The organism is Pantoea eucalypti (assembly GCF_009646115.1).
GTDB classification, from domain to species: Bacteria; Pseudomonadota; Gammaproteobacteria; order Enterobacterales; family Enterobacteriaceae; genus Pantoea; species Pantoea eucalypti.
The window spans coordinates 1,862,850-1,883,185 of sequence record NZ_CP045720.1 but is presented as its reverse complement, the minus strand read 5'-3'; the positions used below and the strand labels follow the sequence as shown (position 1 = coordinate 1,883,185).

The 20,336-nt window shown below is 53.1% G+C and carries 18 protein-coding genes; 11 read left to right on the top strand and 7 right to left on the bottom strand.

The annotated features are described in order from the left end of the window. Positions 1–105 precede the first annotated feature (105 nt). Positions 106–912, top strand: a complete 807-nt coding sequence (xthA, locus tag EE896_RS08680) for an exodeoxyribonuclease III (protein ID WP_033762790.1) — start codon at positions 106–108, stop codon at positions 910–912. 33 nt (positions 913–945) lie between these two features. Here xthA and EE896_RS08675 read toward each other — a convergent pair whose 3' ends face one another. The 3 genes from EE896_RS08675 to EE896_RS08665 all read right to left on the bottom strand — a co-directional run bounded on the left by EE896_RS08675 (position 946) and on the right by EE896_RS08665 (position 3,913). Beyond that, positions 946–1,257 (bottom strand): YnjH family protein, encoded by a 312-nt coding sequence (locus tag EE896_RS08675; protein WP_003852760.1) that lies wholly within the window; start codon positions 1,255–1,257, stop codon positions 946–948. Beyond that, positions 1,254–3,170: a DNA topoisomerase III gene (locus EE896_RS08670; protein ID WP_140915457.1), complete on the bottom strand. Its 1,917-nt coding sequence runs from the start codon at positions 3,168–3,170 to the stop codon at positions 1,254–1,256. Before EE896_RS08670 ends, EE896_RS08675 begins: the two co-directional genes overlap by 4 nt. Before the next feature lie 191 nt (positions 3,171–3,361). Beyond that, positions 3,362–3,913 carry an NAD(P)H nitroreductase gene (locus EE896_RS08665; RefSeq protein WP_008925301.1) on the bottom strand — a complete coding sequence of 184 codons (552 nt, stop codon included), beginning with the start codon at positions 3,911–3,913 and terminating at the stop codon, positions 3,362–3,364. 173 nt (positions 3,914–4,086) lie between these two features. Between EE896_RS08665 and sppA the strand changes: the two genes are divergently transcribed. The 3 genes from sppA (at position 4,087) to pncA (ending at position 7,673) form a co-directional block, all read left to right on the top strand. Further along, a complete protein-coding gene (sppA, locus tag EE896_RS08660; RefSeq protein ID WP_003852755.1) occupies positions 4,087–5,949 on the top strand; it encodes a signal peptide peptidase SppA in 1,863 nt (620 codons plus the stop codon). Between the two features lie 85 nt (positions 5,950–6,034). Next, the gene (gene ansA / locus EE896_RS08655) at positions 6,035–7,048 is read left to right on the top strand and encodes an asparaginase (protein WP_008925303.1); all 1,014 of its coding nucleotides are present in this window, start codon (positions 6,035–6,037) and stop codon (positions 7,046–7,048) included. A gap of 16 nt (positions 7,049–7,064) precedes the next feature. After that, complete coding sequence (gene pncA / locus EE896_RS08650) at positions 7,065–7,673, top strand: bifunctional nicotinamidase/pyrazinamidase (protein ID WP_003852752.1); 609 nt, start codon at positions 7,065–7,067, stop codon at positions 7,671–7,673. 39 nt (positions 7,674–7,712) lie between these two features. On the opposite strand, the gene EE896_RS08645 is transcribed toward pncA, so the two are convergent. Beyond that, entirely contained in the window at positions 7,713–7,994 is a 282-nt protein-coding gene (locus EE896_RS08645; protein WP_003852750.1) for a YeaC family protein, read from the bottom strand. Between the two features lie 5 nt (positions 7,995–7,999). Continuing rightward, entirely contained in the window at positions 8,000–8,410 is a 411-nt protein-coding gene (gene msrB, locus EE896_RS08640) for a peptide-methionine (R)-S-oxide reductase MsrB (RefSeq protein ID WP_003852748.1), read from the bottom strand. 341 nt (positions 8,411–8,751) lie between these two features. Between msrB and gapA the strand changes: the two genes are divergently transcribed. Beyond that, positions 8,752–9,750 (top strand): glyceraldehyde-3-phosphate dehydrogenase, encoded by a 999-nt coding sequence (gapA, locus tag EE896_RS08635; RefSeq protein ID WP_003852747.1) that lies wholly within the window; start codon positions 8,752–8,754, stop codon positions 9,748–9,750. Positions 9,751–9,823: 73 nt separating this feature from the next. Then, a complete protein-coding gene (locus EE896_RS08630; RefSeq protein ID WP_140915458.1) occupies positions 9,824–10,723 on the top strand; it encodes a D-hexose-6-phosphate mutarotase in 900 nt (299 codons plus the stop codon). Here EE896_RS08630 and EE896_RS08625 read toward each other — a convergent pair. Next, entirely contained in the window at positions 10,720–11,571 is an 852-nt protein-coding gene (locus tag EE896_RS08625; RefSeq protein ID WP_140915459.1) for an aldo/keto reductase, read from the bottom strand. The two genes, EE896_RS08630 and EE896_RS08625, sit on opposite strands and share 4 nt — an antisense overlap. Before the next feature lie 81 nt (positions 11,572–11,652). Next, complete coding sequence (locus tag EE896_RS08620; protein WP_008925305.1) at positions 11,653–12,402, bottom strand: MipA/OmpV family protein; 750 nt, start codon at positions 12,400–12,402, stop codon at positions 11,653–11,655. A 420-nt stretch (positions 12,403–12,822) separates the two neighbouring features. Here EE896_RS08620 and yeaG point away from each other — a divergent pair, with 420 nt between their 5' ends. From yeaG to wbaP, 5 genes are all read left to right on the top strand, one after another. After that, on the top strand, positions 12,823–14,757 hold the full coding sequence (gene yeaG, locus EE896_RS08615) for a protein kinase YeaG (protein WP_003852739.1): 1,935 nt from the start codon (positions 12,823–12,825) through the stop codon (positions 14,755–14,757). Between the two features lie 85 nt (positions 14,758–14,842). Beyond that, positions 14,843–16,117, top strand: coding sequence for a YeaH/YhbH family protein (locus EE896_RS08610; RefSeq protein WP_003852738.1), 1,275 nt, complete (start codon positions 14,843–14,845; stop codon positions 16,115–16,117). Between the two features lie 248 nt (positions 16,118–16,365). Next, a complete protein-coding gene (locus EE896_RS08605) occupies positions 16,366–18,093 on the top strand; it encodes a potassium/proton antiporter (RefSeq protein WP_003852737.1) in 1,728 nt (575 codons plus the stop codon). A gap of 78 nt (positions 18,094–18,171) precedes the next feature. Beyond that, a complete protein-coding gene (locus EE896_RS08600; RefSeq protein WP_003852736.1) occupies positions 18,172–18,405 on the top strand; it encodes a DUF1480 family protein in 234 nt (77 codons plus the stop codon). Positions 18,406–18,781: 376 nt separating this feature from the next. Continuing rightward, positions 18,782–20,248: an undecaprenyl-phosphate galactose phosphotransferase WbaP gene (gene wbaP, locus EE896_RS08595; RefSeq protein ID WP_008925307.1), complete on the top strand. Its 1,467-nt coding sequence runs from the start codon at positions 18,782–18,784 to the stop codon at positions 20,246–20,248. Positions 20,249–20,336: the final 88 nt, after the last annotated feature.

Sequence of the window (20,336 nt, the reverse complement as noted above, 5' to 3'; positions counted from 1 at the left end):
AATTCCTTACCCGCTTTCGACCAATCTTCCCCTGTTCTGCCATGACTTTATGCATAAAAATCGTTACCATCTCCGGCTATCACTTGCTGAACAATGGTCGATCTCATGAAATTTGTTTCATTTAACATCAATGGGTTGCGCGCCCGCCCGCACCAGCTTCAGGCGCTTGTCGAACAGCATCAGCCCGATGTGATCGGTCTGCAGGAAACCAAAGTTCATGATGACATGTTCCCGCTGGAAGAGGTGTCAAAGCTCGGTTATCACGTCTTCTATCATGGACAGAAAGGCCATTATGGCGTGGCATTGCTCACCAAAGCTCAGCCCGTGTCGGTCAGTCGGGGATTTCCGGATGATGACGAAGAATCCCAGCGCCGTCTGATCGTCGCGGAAATCCCCAGCCCGATTGGCGATATCACCGTGATTAATGGCTATTTTCCACAGGGAGAAAGTCGTGACCATCCTACAAAATTTCCGGCTAAAGAGAAATTCTACCGCGATCTGCAACGTCTGCTGACCGACGATCTGCCTGCTGATAAGCCGGTTCTGATTATGGGTGACATGAATATCAGCAGCACCGATTTGGATATTGGTATTGGTGAGGATAACCGTAAGCGCTGGCTGCGCACCGGCAAATGCTCATTCCTGCCGGAAGAGCGCGAATGGATGGATCGCCTGCTGAGCTGGGGACTGGTTGATACCTGGCGTGAGCACAATCCGGAAGTTGCGGACCGTTTCTCATGGTTCGATTACCGTTCGAAAGGGTTTGACGATAATCGCGGGTTACGTATTGATCTGGTGCTGGCAAGTAAAAACCTGGCGTCACACTGCGTCGAGACCGGCATTGATTATGCTATCCGGAGCATGGAGAAACCTTCTGACCATGCACCCATCTGGTCAACCTTCCGCTTTTAACTGACGGTCGCGTGGCAGAGCGCCACGCGACGGCTATTTGACGATCTTCCAGATCAGGTTGTTGGTGCCAAGAGACTGTTCATCACGCGCGCACTGCAGCAGCACACCCTCAGATTTCACTACCGCGCCTTCTGTGTAGTTGCGGTTCTCAAAAATACAGCAGCGGAGACAGTCCTGCTGGCGTCTCTCTGACTGCGTCCAGGCTTCCGGCGGCATATCCACCACCACATCTGTGTTCACACCGTTGCTGCCCTGTTGTGGCATCGACTGATAACGACTGTTGGCCTGCACTGCGCTGGTCACCAGCGTCAGAGCCACGACCAGAAATACCGAATAATGCCTCATTCCGTCTCCTTCACTTTACGCCTGGTTTTGCGCACCGGACGTTTCTGTCCGGTGGACGGTAATCCCCGAAATGCATGCGCCGCAGGCTGCTGCCGCGCCTGCTGGATAAGGCCGGTTAAGGTCTGCACCAGCGGCTGCATAAACTCATCATAGCGGCAGGCCTTTTCGCTGATACGCGTCAGTGTCGATTCCCACTGCGCCGTCATATCCGGGCGCGCTGCCAGATCGGGCAGAGAGTGAATCAGGGCGCGTCCGGCATCCGTGGAATTGATGTAACGGCCCTTCTTCACCAGGAAGCCACGACGAAACAGTAATTCGATAATGCCGGCGCGTGTGGCTTCCGTTCCTAAACCATCGGTCGCACGCAGCACTTTCTTTAATTCTTTATCCTGAACGAAACGGGCGATGCCGGTCATTGCAGAAAGAATGGTGGCATCGGTAAACGGTCGAGGCGGCTGAGTCTGCTTCGCCAGCACCTCGCCCCGCTCGCACAGAAGCTCATCCCCTTTTGCCACCACCGGCAGCGGCATACCATCATTCTCTTCATCCCGCTCTTTACTGCCCAGCAGCGCGCGCCAGCCTGCTTCTGCAAGAAAACGCGCTTTCGCCACGAATTTTCCGCCCGCAATATCAAGGTCGATGACGCATTTGCGGAACACGGAATCGGGGCAGAACTGCATCAGATACTGGCGCGCCACCAGCTCATAAATATTCTGCTCGTTTTCACTGAGCTTAACCGCGCTGGAACGCGCCGTGGGGATAATGGCGTGGTGGGCATCCACTTTTTTATCGTCCCAGCAGCGGTTTCTGCGATCGGCATCGAAGTCTCCGGGCGGGATCAGCTGCGACTGATGGGCTTGTATCGCCTTTAATACCGCATGTCTACCGGCAAAATGCTCTTCCGGCAGGTAGCGGCTGTCTGAGCGGGGATAGGTAATCAGTTTATGCGTTTCATAGAGCCGCTGGCAGGTATCCAGCACCGTCTGCGCACTCAGCCCGTAGCGTTTAGCCGCTTCAATTTGCAGGCTGGAGAGGGAGAATGGCAGCGGAGCCACCTCATTTTCACGCTTATCACTGTAAGCGGTGACGGTTGCAGGCTGGCCGGTAATGCGCGCCACCACATGATCGGCCAGCGCACGCTTGAGCAGACGGCCCTCTTCATCCTGCCACGGCTCACAGGCTTCGCTGGGGATCCAGCTGGCGATAAACTGAGTGCCATCAGGCGTGATAATATGGGCCTTCACTTCGAAGTAATCTTTCGGCACGAAGTTTTCGATCTCTTCATCGCGCCGGACGACCAGCCCCAGCACCGGCGTCTGTACGCGGCCAACCGACAGCACACCGTCATAGCCCGCATTACGCCCGAGAAGTGTCCAGGCACGGGTCATGTTAATACCGTAGAGCCAGTCAGCACGCGCGCGGGCCAGCGCGGAAACGCATAACGGGATAAACTCGCGATTCTCACGCAGGCGGTTTACCGCCCGGTCCACCGCCTGAGGATTGAGATCGTTGATCAGGCAGCGCTGCACGTTTTTACGTTTTTCTGGTGACAGATTCAGGTAATCGAGTACCTCATCCACCAGCAACTGCCCTTCCCGATCCGGGTCACCGGCATGCACCACTTCGCTCGCCTGCGCCAGCAATCCCTCAACCACTTTCAGCTGCTTCGCGACCGAGGGACGAGGTTTAAGCTGCCACTTTTCCGGAATGATCGGCAGATCGGCCAGCGACCAGCGCGCATAACGGCTGTCATAACTGTCAGGTTGTGCCTGCTCCAGAAGATGGCCTACGCACCAGGTGACGATCTGATCGTTGCCGCAGGCAATGAATCCATCACCGCGTCGATGCGGTTTCGGTAGCACATCCGCGATAGCACGCCCAAGGCTCGGTTTTTCCGCAATAAACAAACGCATTGAATCAGGTAATCCTTAACATCAGGGGAACACGTTGATAACCGGTTATTCGCTGTCGGTTTGCATCTCGCGGGCTATGTTAGCCTGGCTGCTCTTCTGGCGTAAGCATGATACGCGGTGTTAGCGATCGTTCGCACAGGAACCGTGCAAAAGGCAGGGCTGAAGAGCACCCTGCCCGAACCCGCAGACAATCAGAAGTAACGGACGAAAGGCGCAGTGTCTGGCGGGAGCACAGTAGTGCTGGATTTCAGTTGCGGCGTGCCCAGATAGAGGAAGCCGACGATAGCATCCTGCTCGCGGCAGCCAAAGGCCTGGCGTACCTGCTCGTCATCGGTCCAGGCACCACTGCGCCAGATACCGTTGAAGCCCTGGGCCACGGCCGCCATCTGCATCGCCATCACGGCACAGCTTGCTGAGGCGATCTGTTCCCAGCGCGGCACTTTATGGTGCTCTTCGCAATGCGCCACTACCGTGATGATCATCGGCGCGCGAAACGGTGCCTGGCTCGCTTTGTTAATCGCCTTTTCATCCAGCTGATTATCGCGTGCTGCTTTCTCCAGCAGCTGGCTCATCCGGTCGCGGCCCTCATTTTCTACAATGATAAAACGCCAGGGCTGCAGCGTCCCATGATCCGGTGCGCGCATGCCAGCCCGCAGAATGTTTTCCAGCGCGTCACCTGCCGGTGCCGGCTCGGTCAGGCGTGAGGCCGAACGTCGGTTGACCAGTAATTCAAGTGCGTCCATGTTTCTCTCCCGATCTCTGTAATGTGGCCGTTATCCTGGCACAGGCAGATTTTTTGTAACAGTGCACAGTGATTTCCTGCTGACTTTTAACACGCCGCTCTTTAGGATGAGCTCGTCGTGGAAGTCTGGTCCGCGCGGCGGCCACTTCCTGCTACATATTTATGGAGAGTCTGATGCGCACATTGTGGCGAATAATTGCAGGTCTGTTCCGCTGGAGCTGGCGGGTATTGAATTTTATCAGGGAATTTATTCTGAATATTTTCCTGATTTTGTTGATTGTGGTGTGTGCAGGGATCTGGCTGCAGGTCAGCGGATCGGGCGGAAGTTCAGCGCCGGTTCAGCAAGGCGCACTGAAAGTCGATCTCAGCGGCGTACTGGTGGATAAACCCTCGGTGAGCAATCGTCTGAGTAAAATCGGCCGCCAGCTGCTGGGTGCCAGCAGTGACCGTTTACAGGAAAATTCGTTGTTTGATGTGGTCGACGCGATTCGCCAGGCAAAAGGCGACAGCAACATTAAAGGCATCGTGCTGGATTTACGCGAATTTGCCGGCGGTGATCAGCCTTCGCTGCAATATGTCGGAAAAGCATTACGGGAATTCCGTGACAGCGGTAAGCCGATTTATGCACTGGGCGACAGCTACAGCCAGGCGCAGTACTACCTTGCCAGCTACGCCACTAAAATCTATCTGTCGCCGCAGGGCAGCGTGGATCTGCATGGTTTCGCCACCAACGGGCTTTACTACAAAACGCTGCTGGATAAGCTGAAAGTCACCTCACACGTTTTCCGTGTCGGGACTTATAAATCCGCGGTAGAACCGTTCCTGCGTGACGATATGTCCCCTGCTGCACGGGATGCTGACAGCCGCTGGGTCGGTCAGCTGTGGCAGAATTACCTGAACACCGTGGCGGCCAATCGTCAGATTACGCCTGAGCAACTCTTCCCGGGCGCAGCGGCAATCATTGCCGGATTGAACGCGGTGAAAGGCGATACCGCGCAATATGCACTGGACAATAAGCTGGTTGATACGCTGGGTTCCCGTGCAGCAGCGGATGAAGAACTGATAAAGACCTTTGGTCTGGATAAGCAGAGCAATGATTATCGCAGCGTCAGCATTTATGACTACAGCGTGAAACCGGCTGGCTCTCAGCAGGATGGCAACATCGCCGTCGTCATGGCCAGCGGAGCCATCATGGATGGCGAAGAGACGCCGGGCAACGTCGGCGGCGACACCACGGCAGCTCAGATTCGCGATGCGCGTCTTGATCCGAAAATCAAAGCGATCATTCTGCGGGTAAACAGCCCGGGCGGCAGCGTCACGGCTTCTGAAGCCATTCGTGAAGAGCTGGCAGCGGCTCAGGCCGCGGGCAAGCCGATTGTGGTTTCAATGGGCGGTATGGCGGCATCCGGTGGTTACTGGATCTCAACACCCGCCAGCTACATCGTGGCGAACCCGAGCACGCTAACCGGCTCGATTGGTATCTTTGGCGTGATCAATACGCTGGAGAACAGTCTGGACAGCATTGGCGTACACACAGATGGTGTCGCGACCTCCCCGCTGGCGGATATCTCTACCACCAAAGCGTTGCCAGCCGAAGTTCAGCAGATGATGCAGCTGACCATCGAAAATGGCTACCGCAACTTTGTGGGTCTGGTGGCGAAGTCGCGTCACAAAACACCAGAGCAGATTGATGCCATTGCCCAGGGCCACGTCTGGACCGGCAGCGATGCAAAAGCCAATGGTCTGGTTGATGCGCTGGGTGACTTTGATGATGCCGTGAAGAAAGCAGGCGAGCTGGCGAAAGTCGATAAACCTATGCTGAGCTGGTATCAGGATGACCCGAGCTTCCTGGATATGATGCTGAGCCAGATGAACGCGTCTGTGCAGGCAGTATTGCCGGATACGCTGAAAGCCTGGCTGCCAGCGCCGATGCTGGATGTGATGAGTGCCATGAAAGCCCAGCCGGGTCTGTTTGATAAGCAAAACGATCCTCAGAACCGTTACGCCTTCTGCCTGAACTGCGGCGAAGTGCGATAAACCTCTCAGCCCGGCCGCTGGTCGGGCTGCTTTTCCCCGCTATTCCCCTTATACTGCGCGTTTTATGGCGAGTCTGAGTTCTCTGATGCAAAAGAAAAATATCTATGTAGCCTACACTGGCGGGACAATCGGTATGCAACGCTCGGCGCAGGGCTATATTCCGGTCTCCGGACACCTGCAGCAGCAGCTGGCAAACATGCCTGAGTTCCACCGCCCTGAGATGCCTGATTTCACTATTCACGAATATCAGCCGCTTATCGACTCTTCCGACATGACACCGGAAGACTGGCAGTCTATTGCCGAAGATATTCGCCAAAACTACGATCGATACGATGGTTTTGTGATTTTGCATGGCACGGACACCATGGCGTTTACCGCGTCAGCCCTCTCTTTTATGCTGGAGAATCTGGCTAAGCCGGTAATTGTGACCGGGTCACAGATTCCACTGGCTGAGCTGCGCTCAGATGGCCAGCAAAATCTGTTAAATTCGCTTTATGTCGCGGCTAACTATCCGATCAGCGAAGTATCACTGTTTTTTAATAACACTCTTTATCGCGGCAACCGTACGACCAAGGCCCACGCTGACGGCTTTAATGCCTTTGCTTCGCCAAACCTTTCTGCGCTGCTGGAAGCGGGCATTCATATTCGCCGACTGAATACACCACCCGCCCCGTCCGGTCAGGGCGAGCTCAGGGTCCACACGATTACGCCTCAGCCTATTGGTGTGGTCACAATCTATCCTGGGATTTCAGCAGACGTCGTGCGTAACTTCCTGCGTCAGCCGGTGAAAGCGTTGATCCTGCGTTCTTACGGCGTGGGTAACGCACCGCAGAACAAAGAATTCCTTGCCGAACTGCAGCAGGCCAGCGAGCGCGGCATCGTGGTGGTGAACCTCACTCAGTGTATTTCTGGCAAAGTGAATATGGGCGGATACGCTACCGGCAATGCACTGGAACATGCTGGCGTAATCAGCGGATTCGATCTTACTGTGGAAGCAGCATTGACCAAATTACACTTTTTACTCAGCCAGGATCTGTCGGCCGATCAAATCCGTGCAAGAATGCAGCAGAATCTGCGCGGCGAACTGACTGAAGACTGAAACGGAGCGACAAATAATGAAGCGGGCACTCATCATTATTGATATCCAGAACGATTTTTGCCCAGGCGGCCCAATGGCCGTTCATGAGGGTGACCACACTGTCGAGGTGGCAAATCGTTACGCGCGCATGTTCCGTGAAAACGGTGAGTGCGTTCTGGCCCTGCAGGACTGGCACCCGGCCGATCACGGCAGTTTTGCCTCGATCTCAGGCGAACCGGTTTACACCCTGGGCGAATTAAATGGTCTGGCGCAGATCTGGTGGCCCGATCACGGTATTCAGGGCTCAGCGGGCGCCGATTTTCATCCCGGTCTGGATCGCTCGCTGTTTGATGCGACATTCCACAAAGGCGAAGATCATGATGTCGACAGCTACAGCGCCTTTTTTGACAACGGTCATCGCCGTAAAACCGAACTGGACAGCTGGCTGCGTGAGCGTGGCATTACCCATCTGGTGATGCTGGGGCTGGCGACGGACTACTGCGTGAAATATAGCGTACTGGATGCGCTGGAGCTGGGGTATCACGTTGAGGTGGTCAAAGAGGGTTGCCGCGGAGTGAATCTGAATCCAGAGGACAGTGAGATCGCCTTCGCACAGATGACCGCTCAGGGCGCTATTTTGATTTAAAGATAGAGCTGGCTCGACGCCAGCTCTATTTCGTGCAGATTAGTGCAGATGAATCCGTGTTACATCCGGGTCGATGCCGAACTCCTCTTTCAGTTCTTTTTTCGACTTCATCACCATCTCGCCACCTTTACCGATGGTCATATGCTGTGGCGCGTCGTTGTGCCTTGCCTGCCACATCATTACCAGTTGCAGGCAGTTGTCACGCTGCTCCTGAGTCAGCGCCACACCATCCGGCCACTTACCAATCTCAACCGCCGTCGCCAGCCGCTGATAAACTTCAGGTGTCATTGACGCAAGCATTGCTTCAAGTTGTTCCTTCATTGCCGTTACCCTTTGGTCTGTTCGCCCTGCTCGTCGGTAAAATTCAATGAGGCGGAGTTAACACAGTAGCGTTCGCCAGTCGGTTGCGGGCCATCGGGGAAGACGTGCCCCAGATGCGCATCACAACTGCCACAGCGGATCTCAACACGCTGCATGCCATGTGAGTTATCTTCGATGTAACGAATCGCATCATCACTCACTGGCTGATAAAAACTGGGCCAGCCACAGCCAGAATCATATTTGGTCTCAGAGAGAAAGAGTGGCGCCTCACAGACCAGGCAGTGGTAAATCCCTTCCTGCTTGTTGTGGAGCAGTGCGCCGCTGTAGGGCGGTTCCGTTCCGCGCTGCTGTGTCACATAACGCTGCATCTCTGTCAGCTCGGCGATTTTTGCGTCGGTTGCGGTGTCTTTAGCCATTTTAGGATTCCGGGGAAGTGCCATTCTGAAAAATTCGACTATTATTCTAACAAATGATCAACATAACCCGGGTCTTTTTTTGTGCTCACCCTTTCAGCCCGTCTGCTGCTAAGCGGATTTGTGACATCGATCACCTTTTGTTTCGGGCATCCCTATATATTCGGCGATTGAATCGACGAAGCGCTATATGATGAGCGGCGCGCAAGCGGTTGCGCATCGAATAATTCCTTTCAGGCGAATTGACCTGTCGCAACAATTGACACGATTCCGCTTGACGCCTGGTAAGGTTTTTGTAATTTTACAGGCAACTTTTATTCACTAACCAATAGCTGGTGGAATATATGACTATCAAAGTAGGTATCAATGGTTTCGGCCGTATCGGTCGCATCGTTTTCCGTGCTGCTCAAAAGCGTTCTGACATCGAAATCGTTGCTATCAACGACCTGCTGGACGCGGATTACATGGCGTACATGCTGAAGTATGACTCTACTCACGGTCGTTTCGACGGCACCGTAGAAGTTCAGGATGGCGCACTGGTGGTTAACGGTAAAAAAATCCGTGTTACTGCTGAACGTGATCCAGCGAACCTGAAGTGGGATGAAGTGGGCGTTGACGTTGTTGCTGAAGCAACCGGTATCTTCCTGACCGACGAAACCGCACGTAAACACATCACCGCGGGTGCTAAGAAAGTCGTTCTGACCGGTCCATCTAAAGATGACACCCCAATGTTTGTTCGTGGTGCAAACTTCGACAAATATGATGGCCAGGATATCGTTTCTAACGCTTCCTGTACCACCAACTGCCTGGCACCACTGGCCAAAGTGATCAACGACAAGTTCGGCATCGTTGAAGGTCTGATGACCACTGTTCACGCGACCACTGCAACCCAGAAAACCGTTGATGGCCCATCTCACAAAGACTGGCGCGGCGGCCGCGGCGCATCGCAGAACATCATCCCTTCATCAACTGGCGCAGCGAAAGCCGTTGGTAAAGTTCTGCCAGAGCTGAACGGCAAACTGACCGGTATGGCATTCCGCGTACCTACCCCTAACGTTTCCGTTGTTGACCTGACCGTGCGTCTGGAAAAAGCGGCGTCTTACAAAGAAATCTGTGCTGCAATCAAAGCAGCTGCAGAAGGCGAGATGAAAGACGTTCTGGGCTATGTTGAAGATGACGTGGTTTCTACCGACTTCAACGGCGAAATCCTGACTTCAGTGTTTGACGCTAAAGCCGGTATCGCGCTGAACGATAACTTTGTGAAACTGGTTTCCTGGTACGACAACGAAACTGGCTACTCAAACAAAGTTCTCGACCTGATTGCACTGGTTTCTGCTAAATAAGGCAGCCAGACAGCATTGAGAATAAGGGCGACTTCGGTCGCCCTTTTTTTATCCGTACAGGAAGGAATCGAACATGCAAGATAAGCTGTTTACTCTGCCGGTGGTTAATCAGATTTCCCCTTACCTCACCCAGCGTCAGGTAGGTGAACTCCCGGCGATTGTCATCGGTCACCCTAAGGTTCGGGCTGCGATCACCCTGCAGGGCGCGCACCTGATCGCCTGGCAGCCAAGCGGTGAGAAGCCGGTGCTCTGGCTGAGCGATAAGAGTCTCTTCTCACCGGGCAAAGCAATTCGTGGCGGTGTCCCCATCTGCTGGCCGTGGTTCGGCCCGGCAGGCGAACCGGCACACGGTTTTGCCCGTATTCAGCCGTGGAAGCTGACTGCGCATGATGAGAATGAAGATGGCGTGATGCTGACGCTGGTGCTGGAGAGCAATGCACAGACGCTGAAGCTCTGGCCGCATGAGTTTACCCTGATTGCCCGCTTCCGCCTGGGCCAGCATTGTGAGATCGAACTTGAAGCCTACGGTGACTTCGAAGCGACAGCAGCGCTGCACAGCTACTTCACCGTCAGCGACATCAACGGCGTTGAGGTTTCCGGTCTGGGCAATAGTTTTATCGACAAGGTGAATAACGGCGAGGCTGGCAGCAGCGACGGCAAGCAACGTTATCCGGGACGCATTGACCGTATCTTTACCGCCGCAGAAGATTGCTCGGTGATCAATGATACGGCGGATCAACGGCAGATTGAGGTTTATCACCACCACCACAGTGACGTTGTCACGTGGAATCCAGGTGTGGAACTCTCCTGCAGCATGTCGGACATGGCGAATGAGGGTTATAAAACCATGGTCTGCGTCGAGACGGCGCGCATCAGCAAAACGTTACGCAGCGCAGGTGAGAAGCCAGCACGCCTGGCCACGACTTTCCGCCTGAAGAAGAAAGCCGCAGCGGGCGACAAGGTCAGCGGCTAAACGATATCCAGCGGTAACTTATGCTGTGGTGCTGGCCAGGCACGATCGATGAGCTGCAACTCTTCATCGGTCAGGACGACCTCCAGTGCCGCAGCATTTTCCTGAACGTGAACGACTGAGCTGGCTTTGGGAATGGCAATCACCCCAGGTTGACGAATGACCCAGGCCAGCAGAAGCTGCGCGACGCTGATGCCCTTCTGCTGTGCAATCTGCGTCAGTACCGGGTCGGTAAAGAGTGAGTCACGCAGCCGCCCTGCCTGTGCCAGCGGACAGTAGGCCATTATCGGCATCTCACGCTGCTGACATGCCGGCAGCAGATCAAATTCAATACCGCGTGATGCCAGATGATAGAGCACCTGATTGGTCGTACACTGACTTCCTTCCGGTTCATCCCACAGTTCTGCCATGTCATCTGTGTCAAAATTCGAGACGCCCCAGTGACGGATCTTGCCCTGCTGCTGCAGACGTTCCATGGCCCGCAGGGTCTCTTCCAGTGGAACATTACCGCGCCAGTGCAACAGGTAAAGGTCAAGATAATCGGTCTGCAGACGGCGCAGGCTGCGCTCACAGGCTTCAATAGCATCCACTTCGCCTGCATTCCACGGATAGACTTTTGATACCAGCAGCGCCTTGTCGCGACGCCCCAGCATGGCCTGCCCGACCACCTCTTCGGCTCCGCCGTCGGCGTACATTTCGGCGGTATCAATCAATTGCAAACCACATTCAATACCTGCCTGCAGTGCAGCGATTTCAGCGGAACGCTGCGCCGGATTCTCGCCCATGTACCAGGTGCCCTGGCCAATGACCGGCAGATTGTTGAAGTCAGCAAAGTTAATCGTGTTGCGCATTCTGCTCTCCCGCCCCCTTTCGGGGCCCTGTAAAAGAACAGAGGGCCATAAATGCCCTCTTTTGGTGCGAATGAAGCGTTATCAGAAGGTGTAGCTGATACCTGTCCAGATTAACGCCTGCCCGCTTTTATCAATCATCGGGCTGTCTTTGATTTCGCTGTCAAAGCGCGTGTAGCGTCCTGTGAGGCTGGCATTCCACTGCGGAGAAATCTGATAGCTGGCATTCAGCTCAACGTAAGGGGACCAGCTGTCATCAGGGGTATAGCGACTGATACCGGTCCGGGCGCTTTCATGGCCGGATACACCGTAGTAGTAACGGTTTTGATTGGCGCTGTTCCAGATAGCACCAATGCCCGGAGTAAGACTGAAGTCGCCCATCTCAAAGCGATATAGGTAGGTTAAATCCCACATCATCCCGTTGCTGTTGTTCAGCACATCGCCCAGTAATGAAGTACGGACGATACCCCAGTCAGCAACGTGACGATACGTTGCGCCACCCATCAGCGTCATACGGCGTTTATCCAGCCCTTTCATGTCGCCCAGGTCATTCTCACTGGGTTTGTACTCCTGCGGTGAACCCAGCAGCGTCAGCGACAGCTGGTTCTGGGGATCTTTCCACAGATAGTAGCCACCCTGCAGGCTGCGGAACCAGAAGTCTTCACCCTCATAGTTGATCACCGGAAGGGGGAGATAGCGATCCTGACCGCCGCGATAAGGTGACTGGGCATAGAGTACCGACGCACCAAGAGAAAGCGGTGCGGCAAAGGCCTGCGAGCTCAGTAAATAACACGGCAGAAGTGCAACAAGCGTCTTAAATTTGAATTGGTTCACAATTTATTCATTCCATAAATATAACAATCAAACAGGAAGTCTAACGTTTTTTTACGGCTGCATTAACTTATATCGAATTCCTTTAAGTTACTCACCAATCAAAGTGGCATTTAAGGTTAAAAACACGTTAAGTTAAAGCATCACCCATATGAACTCATCTCACGACAAACCTGAATTACTCTTGATCTCCCCCTCATTCACCTAAACCCGTGGAGGAAATTTCCTAGAAGCCATCTACAGTTAGAAGTAACAGCATAGAATTTGACCGAGCAGAGTAACCACAAACGTTGTGTATCCCGATAAAAAAGATCAGGTTGGCATAAGGGTTGCTGTACTCAACAGAGAATATCTTCCGGGAGCTGCTACAAGTCATTAATTGTGCTCCTTACCTGTGCTAAAAACGAAAGGACGGGCATCGCTATGAATATATTCGATCACTATCGTCAGCGTTATGAAGCTGCCAAGGACGAAGAGTTCACACTGCAGGAATTTCTTGCTATCTGTAAGCAGGATCGCAGTGCATACGCCAACGCTGCAGAGCGACTGTTAATGGCTATCGGAGAGCCGGTAATGGTCGACACTGCTCAGGAGCCACGCCTTTCCAGAATATTCTCCAACCGTGTGATGGGACGCTATCCAGCGTTCGAGGAGTTTTACGGCATGGAGGAAGCGATTGAACAGATCGTCTCCTACCTGAAACATGCCGCTCAGGGACTGGAAGAGAAAAAACAGATCCTCTATTTGCTGGGGCCGGTCGGTGGCGGTAAATCCTCACTGGCGGAACGGCTTAAGTCGCTGATGCAGCGGGTGCCTATTTATGTGCTCAGTGCTGACGGCGAACGCAGCCCGGTAAATGACCACCCTCTTTGCCTGTTCAATCCGCAGGAAGATGCGCACATTCTTGAAAAAGAGTATGGCGTACCACGCCGCTACCTCGGCACGATTATGTCGCCTTGGGCCGCTAAACGTCTGCACGATTTTGGTGGTGATATTTCACGTTTCAAAGTCGTTAAAGTCTGGCCGTCGATTCTGGAACAGCTGGCGATCGCCAAAACTGAACCGGGCGATGAGAACAACCAGGATATCTCTGCGCTGGTGGGTAAAGTGGATATCCGTAAACTGGAAAACCATGCGCAAAACGATCCCGATGCCTACGGCTATTCCGGTGCCCTCTGCCGCGCGAACCAGGGCATCATGGAGTTCGTCGAGATGTTTAAAGCGCCGATTAAAGTGCTGCATCCGTTACTGACGGCGACGCAGGAAGGGAACTATAACGGTACCGAAGGCATTTCGGCCCTGCCGTTCAACGGCATTATTCTGGCGCACTCCAACGAATCTGAATGGGTGACGTTCCGTAACAACAAGAATAATGAGGCGTTCCTTGACCGTGTCTATATCGTAAAGGTGCCCTATTGCCTGCGGGTCTCTGAAGAGATCAAAATCTATGACAAGTTGCTTAACCACAGTGAGCTGGCGACCTCGCCCTGCGCACCTGGCACGCTGGAAACGCTGGCACGCTTCTCTATCCTGTCGCGCCTGAAAGATCCTGAGAACTCCAGTATCTATTCCAAAATGCGGGTGTACGATGGTGAAAGCCTCAAAGATACCGACCCTAAAGCGAAGTCCTGGCAGGAGTATCACGACTACGCCGGTGTGGATGAGGGGATGAACGGTCTCTCGACCCGCTTTGCCTTTAAAATCCTGTCACGGGTGTTTAACTTCGACCACGCTGAAGTGGCCGCCAACCCGGTTCATCTGTTCTATGTGCTGGAGCAGCAGATTGAACGTGAGCAGTTTCCACAGGATCAGGCAGAGAAATACCTTGAACATCTTAAAGGCTATCTGATTCCTAAATACGCTGAGTTTATCGGCAAAGAGATTCAGACTGCTTATCTGGAGTCCTACTCTGAGTATGGTCAGAACATCTTTGACCGCTATGTCACTTATGCTGACTTCTGGATTCAGGATCAGGAGTATCGCGATCCCGATACCGGACAGCTGTTTGATCGTGAATCGCTCAATGCGGAACTGGAGAAAATTGAGAAACCCGCTGGCATCAGTAACCCGAAAGACTTCCGTAATGAGATCGTCAATTTTGTGCTGCGCGCCAGAGCACATAATAATGGTCGCAATCCAAACTGGACCAGTTACGAGAAGTTACGCACGGTAATTGAGAAGAAAATGTTCTCGAATACCGAGGAGTTACTGCCGGTGATTTCGTTCAATACCAAGACCTCTACCGATGAGCAGAAAAAACATGATGATTTTGTCGATCGCATGATGGAAAAAGGCTATACCCGCAAACAGGTTCGCCTGCTGTGTGAATGGTATCTGCGTGTGCGTAAATCGTCCTGATAGAGGTAAGCTTGCCGGTAAGTGATACCGGTCTGACAGGGTCGGGTGCGCCCGACCTGCTTACAATGTAGTTTGGGGGAATACCATGGCCTATTTCATCGATCGCCGGCTTAACGGTAAGAACAAGAGCGCGGTTAACCGCCAGCGCTTTCTTCGCCGTTATAAGTCGCAAATTAAGCAGTCGATCTCCGAGGCCATCAATAAACGCTCGGTGACCGACGTCAGCAGCGGCGAGTCCGTCTCTATACCTATTGACGACATCAATGAGCCGATTTTCCATCAGGGACGCGGCGGAAATCGTCATCGGGTCCATCCGGGTAACGACCATTTTGTGCAGAATGACCGTGTTGAGCGTCCACAGGGCGGCGGCGGCGGTGGCAGCGGACAGGGTAATGCCAGCCAGGATGGTGAAGGACAGGATGAGTTTGTCTTTCAGATCTCGAAGGATGAGTATCTTGACCTGCTGTTTGAAGACCTTGCCCTGCCTAATCTGCGCCGCAACCAGCATCGTCAGCTTAATGAATATAAGACTCACCGTGCCGGTTTCACCTCTAACGGCGTACCAGCCAATATCAGCGTCGTGCGTTCGCTGCAGAACTCACTGGCGCGTCGTACCGCAATGACGGCAGGGAAACGCCGTATGCTGCATGAACTGGAAGAGACGCTGCAGGAGATTGAGAAAACTGAACCTGCTCAGTTGCTGGAGGAGGAGCGGCTACGCAAAGAGATCGCTGAATTGCGGGCGCGCATCGAACGGGTGCCCTTTATCGACACCTTCGATCTGCGCTACAAAAACTTTGAGAAACGCCCGGAGCCTTCCAGCCAGGCGGTCATGTTCTGTCTGATGGATGTCTCAGGTTCGATGGATCAGGCCACCAAGGATATGGCGAAACGCTTCTATATCCTGCTTTACCTGTTCCTGAGCCGCACCTACAAGAACGTTGATGTGGTTTATATCCGTCATCACACGCAGGCCAAAGAGGTGGACGAACAGGAGTTCTTCTACTCTCAGGAGACGGGCGGCACCATCGTGTCCAGTGCACTGAAACTGATGGATGAAGTCGTAAAAGAACGCTATGACCCGGCGCAGTGGAATATCTACGCGGCGCAGGCATCGGACGGTGACAACTGGGCCGACGATTCACCGCTCTGTCATGAGATTCTGGCGAAGCATATTCTGCCGGTCGTGCGTTATTACAGTTATATCGAAATCACCCGCCGTGCGCATCAGACGCTGTGGCGTGAGTATGAGCATCTGCAGGCAACATTCGATAACTTTGCCATTGAACATATTCGCGAACCGGAAGATATCTATCCGGTGTTCCGATCGCTGTTTCATAAACAGGCAACGGAAGCCTGACCCACCAGGCCGGTTAATCACCGGCTTTTTTTATCTGCCGAATAACCTGCTAAAACAGTCTGTTTTCTCCCGCTTGCCTGCCAACCCCCTCATTCTTCACATTAATCTGATTCCATACCCTCTTCAGCAATTGGTATAATGATCATTTTCACAATGACAACTCCTTGATAAAACATTATCTTTCAGAGATAGCATGGATATTTGTCAGCAGTTGCTGCAGCGCACTGTCATATCTCAGGAGACCGGGTTTGAACCACACTATTGTCTACAGTCTTTTTATCATCGGTTCCGTGCTGGTAGCATCGAGCATTCTGCTCAGCTCTTTCTCATCCCGACTGGGCATTCCTATTCTGGTTATCTTCCTCGCACTGGGTATGCTCACCGGTGTTGATGGTATCGGCGGCATCGCTTTCGATAACTATCCCGCGGCTTACTTAATTTCTAACCTGGCGCTGGCGATCATCCTGCTGGATGGCGGTATGCGAACCAAAGCCAGCTCGTTTAAAGTCGCGCTCGGGCCTGCGCTGTCGCTGGCCACCGTCGGCGTGATGATCACCGCAGGTTTAACGGGCGTCGTGGCCGCATGGCTCTTTAACCTCGACATGATGCAGGGCTTCCTGATTGGCGCCATTATTGGCTCTACGGATGCTGCTGCGGTCTTCTCACTGCTGGGTGACAAAGGCCTGAATGAGCGCGTCAGCTCCACGCTGGAGATTGAATCGGGCAGCAACGACCCGATGGCCGTGTTTCTCACCATTACCCTGATTGAAATGATTGAACAGGGCCGCAGCGGCCTTGACTGGATGTTCCTGGTGCATCTGGTACAGCAGTTCGGTCTGGGTATCGTATTAGGCCTGGGCGGCGGCTGGGCGCTGCAGCAACTGATAAACCGTATCAGTCTGGCTCCTGGCCTTTACCCGTTGCTGGCGTTGAGTGGCGGCATTCTGGTGTTCGCGCTGACCACGGTATTAGAGGGCAGCGGTATTCTGGCGGTCTATCTCTGTGGCTTCTTACTGGGCAACCGCCCGATTCGTAACCGCCACGGCATTCTGCAGACCTTTGACGGTATGGCCTGGCTCAGTCAGATTGGCATGTTCATTGTGCTGGGCCTGCTGGTCACACCCTCTGATTTGTGGCACATCGCGGTGCCAGCCATGCTTCTTTCGCTGTGGCTCATTCTGGTGGCACGTCCGCTGTCGGTCTTTATTGGCCTGCTGCCATTTCGCAACTTCACGACCCGTGAACGGGTCTTTATCAGCTGGGTCGGCTTACGTGGTGCGGTACCGATTATTCTTGCGGTCTTCCCGATGATGGCAGGCTTAGAGAACGCTTCGCTCTATTTTAATATCGCTTTCTTCGTGGTGCTGGTCTCCCTGATGCTGCAGGGTACATCACTGGGCTTTGCTGCCAAAAAAGCCAAAGTGGTGGTGCCGCCAACCGCTTCACCTATCAGCCGTGTGGGTCTGGATATTCATCCGGAAAATCCCTGGGAGCAGTTCGTCTACCAGCTCAGCGCCGACAAGTGGTGTGTCGGTGCCGCACTGCGTGACCTGCAGATGCCACGAGAGACGCGTATCGCCGCCCTTTTCCGTGACAATGTGCTGATGCATCCCAATGGCGGGACGCGTCTGAAAGAGAACGACGTTATCTGCGTCATTGGCCGCGAGCGCGATCTTCCCGCGCTGGGCAAGATGTTCAGTCAGTCACCGCCGGTTTCGCTCGACCAGCGCTTCTTCGGCGACTTTATTCTGGATGCAGAAGCTCGCCTGCGCGATGTTGCGCAGATTTACGGACTGGAACTGGATGAGAGCACGAATGATCAGCAGTCACTGGGACAGCTGGTTCTGGCTATGCTCGGCGGTTCACCGGTGGTCGGCGATCAGGTGGAGTGGAATCAACTGACATGGACTGTTGCTGAGAAAGAGGATAACCGTATTGTGAAAATTGGTGTCCGGCCAGCGGAAGAGAAGGAATAATCCTAATGATTCAGCCACGTTATTTTCTCTCATTACGCTAAGCTTAACGTTCTATGCCAGTAAAAACGGGAGAAATGAATGGGACACGTGGTTAAAATTGGTCGTTATGAGATTGTTGATGCCGATCTTGGCGGTGAGAATCCGGACACTGTCAGTATCCCCTGTCACACTAATCCCGGTTTAATTACGCAACTTGATGGCTGGGATCGTGATACCAGCGTCCCGGCCTGGATTGACGGTGAACCGGTGAATCTGCAAATCGGCCATTACGATAAACAGCAGGACCGCTGGATTTTAAAGAAACCTGCCTGATGCGCGATCATTACCGCCAGTCGTCAGATTCGGCGGTAATTCCTAAAAAGCGTCTTAAACAGTTTAGTTATAACTGACCCCTTCCTTATTTTATCTAATTAAATCCACAAGTTAGCTATTTAAAACTTTAATCAGTTTTGATGTTTTCAGATTTTTTCCGTATTAACTCTGTCAAATAACTCCTGCATACTCATTCTCAATGCTGCAACATTCCGTGATTATCATCACGCTTTAATCGTTATCTTTTTTGCAGCTGAACTGGCTTTACTGACTGCAACAGACTGAAAATTATTTTTTAATTTTTCAGAGGCCCACTCCTGAGCGCGCACCTGATTCTGGTCAGGCCATCTTTTACTTGAGAAAGAGAGCAGGTTTTATGGCAAGTACATTGATAATGAATAGCCCGAGCCGCTCATGGAGCGGCACGCGTAAAAATATCATCGTGAAATTCGCCCTGAGCTTTTCCGATCTGATTGCACTTAACCTGGCACTGTTTTTATCTGCCGCGACGATACAAGGTATTTGGGGCGAGCTGGATACCTTTATTCCACCGCACCAGATCGAATATCGTTTCGTGGCACAGTTTATTATGTCAGTAATGTGTACCGGCTGGTTCTGGGTACGTCTGCGTCACTATACTTATCGCAAACCGTTCTGGTTTGAGCTTAAAGAGATCGTTAAAACATTATTTGTTTTTTCACTGCTCGACCTCGCACTGATCGCTTTTTCTAAATGGGACTTCTCCCGCATGGTGTGGGTCTTCAGCTGGACATATGCCCTGCTGCTGCTCCCACTGATGCGTGCTCTGGTGAAACGCGCCATCAACAAGGCGGGCCAGTGGCAGAAAGAGACCATCATTATCGGTTCCGGCCGCAATGCCACCGAAGCTTATGCGGCGCTGCAGAGTGAAGAGATCCTGGGCTACAACGTGCAGGCCTTTATCTCGGTTGATGATGTTCCTGCCCAGCAGAGCGTGAATGGCGTGCCCGTTATCACCTGGAAAGACATTAACTGGCAGACCATTGACCGCGATAACGTGCAGTTTATTGTTGCCATGGAGTATGAGCAGCAGCCAATGCGCGATCGCTGGCTGAAATTCCTGTCAAAGATGAACTGCCGTTCAGTCTCGGTGATCCCTACGCTGCGCGGTGTACCGCTTTATGGTACGGACATGTCCTTTATCTTTAGCCATGAAGTGATGATCCTGCGCGTCAGCAACAACCTGGCGAAACACTCCTCGCGTTTCATGAAGCGTGCCTTTGATATCGTGGTGGCGTCAATGCTGCTGCTGTTCCTTGGCCCGATCTTCGCCCTGCTCTGCTACATGGTGAAACGCGATGGCGGCAATGCAATTTATGGTCACGAACGTGTGGGCCAGAATGGCAAAAAATTCAAATGCCTGAAATTCCGTTCCATGGTGACCAATTCAAAAGAGGTGCTGGAGAAATTACTGGCAACCAGTGAAGAGGCGCGGATTGAGTGGGACAAAGATTTCAAACTGAAAAACGACCCGCGCGTGACCCGTATTGGTAGCTTCCTGCGAAAAACCAGTCTGGATGAGTTACCGCAGTTATGGAACGTGATCCGCGGCGAGATGAGCCTGGTGGGTCCGCGTCCGGTTATCGAAGCGGAGCTGGAGCGTTATGCGGGTGATGTGGACTATTACCTGATGGCCAAACCCGGCATGACAGGTCTTTGGCAGGTCAGCGGACGTAACGATATCGACTATGACACTCGCGTCTACTTTGACTCCTGGTATGTCAAAAACTGGGCGCTCTGGACCGATATCGCGATCCTGTTTAAAACCGCAGGGGTGGTATTACGCCGCGACGGCGCCTACTAGGCCTTTAATGCGATGCCTGTTTACAGCAGGCATCGCACTTTCCGCACGACTTCCTCTATCTTTTTTGCCTCTGAATCATTACCCTCTT

Bases quoted from the DNA above. Each gene is read 5' to 3' on its own strand.
- ansA (WP_008925303.1), top strand. From the start codon at position 6,035: ATGCAAAAGAAAAATATCTATGTAGCCTACACTGGCGGGACAATCGGT.
- EE896_RS08670 (WP_140915457.1), bottom strand. From the start codon at position 3,170: ATGCGTTTGTTTATTGCGGAAAAACCGAGCCTTGGGCGTGCTATCGCG.
- EE896_RS08675 (WP_003852760.1), bottom strand. From the start codon at position 1,257: ATGAGGCATTATTCGGTATTTCTGGTCGTGGCTCTGACGCTGGTGACC.
- EE896_RS08630 (WP_140915458.1), top strand. From the start codon at position 9,824: ATGCAAGATAAGCTGTTTACTCTGCCGGTGGTTAATCAGATTTCCCCT.
- EE896_RS08645 (WP_003852750.1), bottom strand. From the start codon at position 7,994: ATGAAGGAACAACTTGAAGCAATGCTTGCGTCAATGACACCTGAAGTT.
- EE896_RS08665 (WP_008925301.1), bottom strand. From the start codon at position 3,913: ATGGACGCACTTGAATTACTGGTCAACCGACGTTCGGCCTCACGCCTG.
- EE896_RS08600 (WP_003852736.1), top strand. From the start codon at position 18,172: ATGGGACACGTGGTTAAAATTGGTCGTTATGAGATTGTTGATGCCGAT.
- pncA (WP_003852752.1), top strand. From the start codon at position 7,065: ATGAAGCGGGCACTCATCATTATTGATATCCAGAACGATTTTTGCCCA.
- sppA (WP_003852755.1), top strand. From the start codon at position 4,087: ATGCGCACATTGTGGCGAATAATTGCAGGTCTGTTCCGCTGGAGCTGG.
- EE896_RS08625 (WP_140915459.1), bottom strand. From the start codon at position 11,571: ATGCGCAACACGATTAACTTTGCTGACTTCAACAATCTGCCGGTCATT.
- yeaG (WP_003852739.1), top strand. From the start codon at position 12,823: ATGAATATATTCGATCACTATCGTCAGCGTTATGAAGCTGCCAAGGAC.
- msrB (WP_003852748.1), bottom strand. From the start codon at position 8,410: ATGGCTAAAGACACCGCAACCGACGCAAAAATCGCCGAGCTGACAGAG.
- xthA (WP_033762790.1), top strand. From the start codon at position 106: ATGAAATTTGTTTCATTTAACATCAATGGGTTGCGCGCCCGCCCGCAC.
- EE896_RS08610 (WP_003852738.1), top strand. From the start codon at position 14,843: ATGGCCTATTTCATCGATCGCCGGCTTAACGGTAAGAACAAGAGCGCG.
- gapA (WP_003852747.1), top strand. From the start codon at position 8,752: ATGACTATCAAAGTAGGTATCAATGGTTTCGGCCGTATCGGTCGCATC.
- wbaP (WP_008925307.1), top strand. From the start codon at position 18,782: ATGGCAAGTACATTGATAATGAATAGCCCGAGCCGCTCATGGAGCGGC.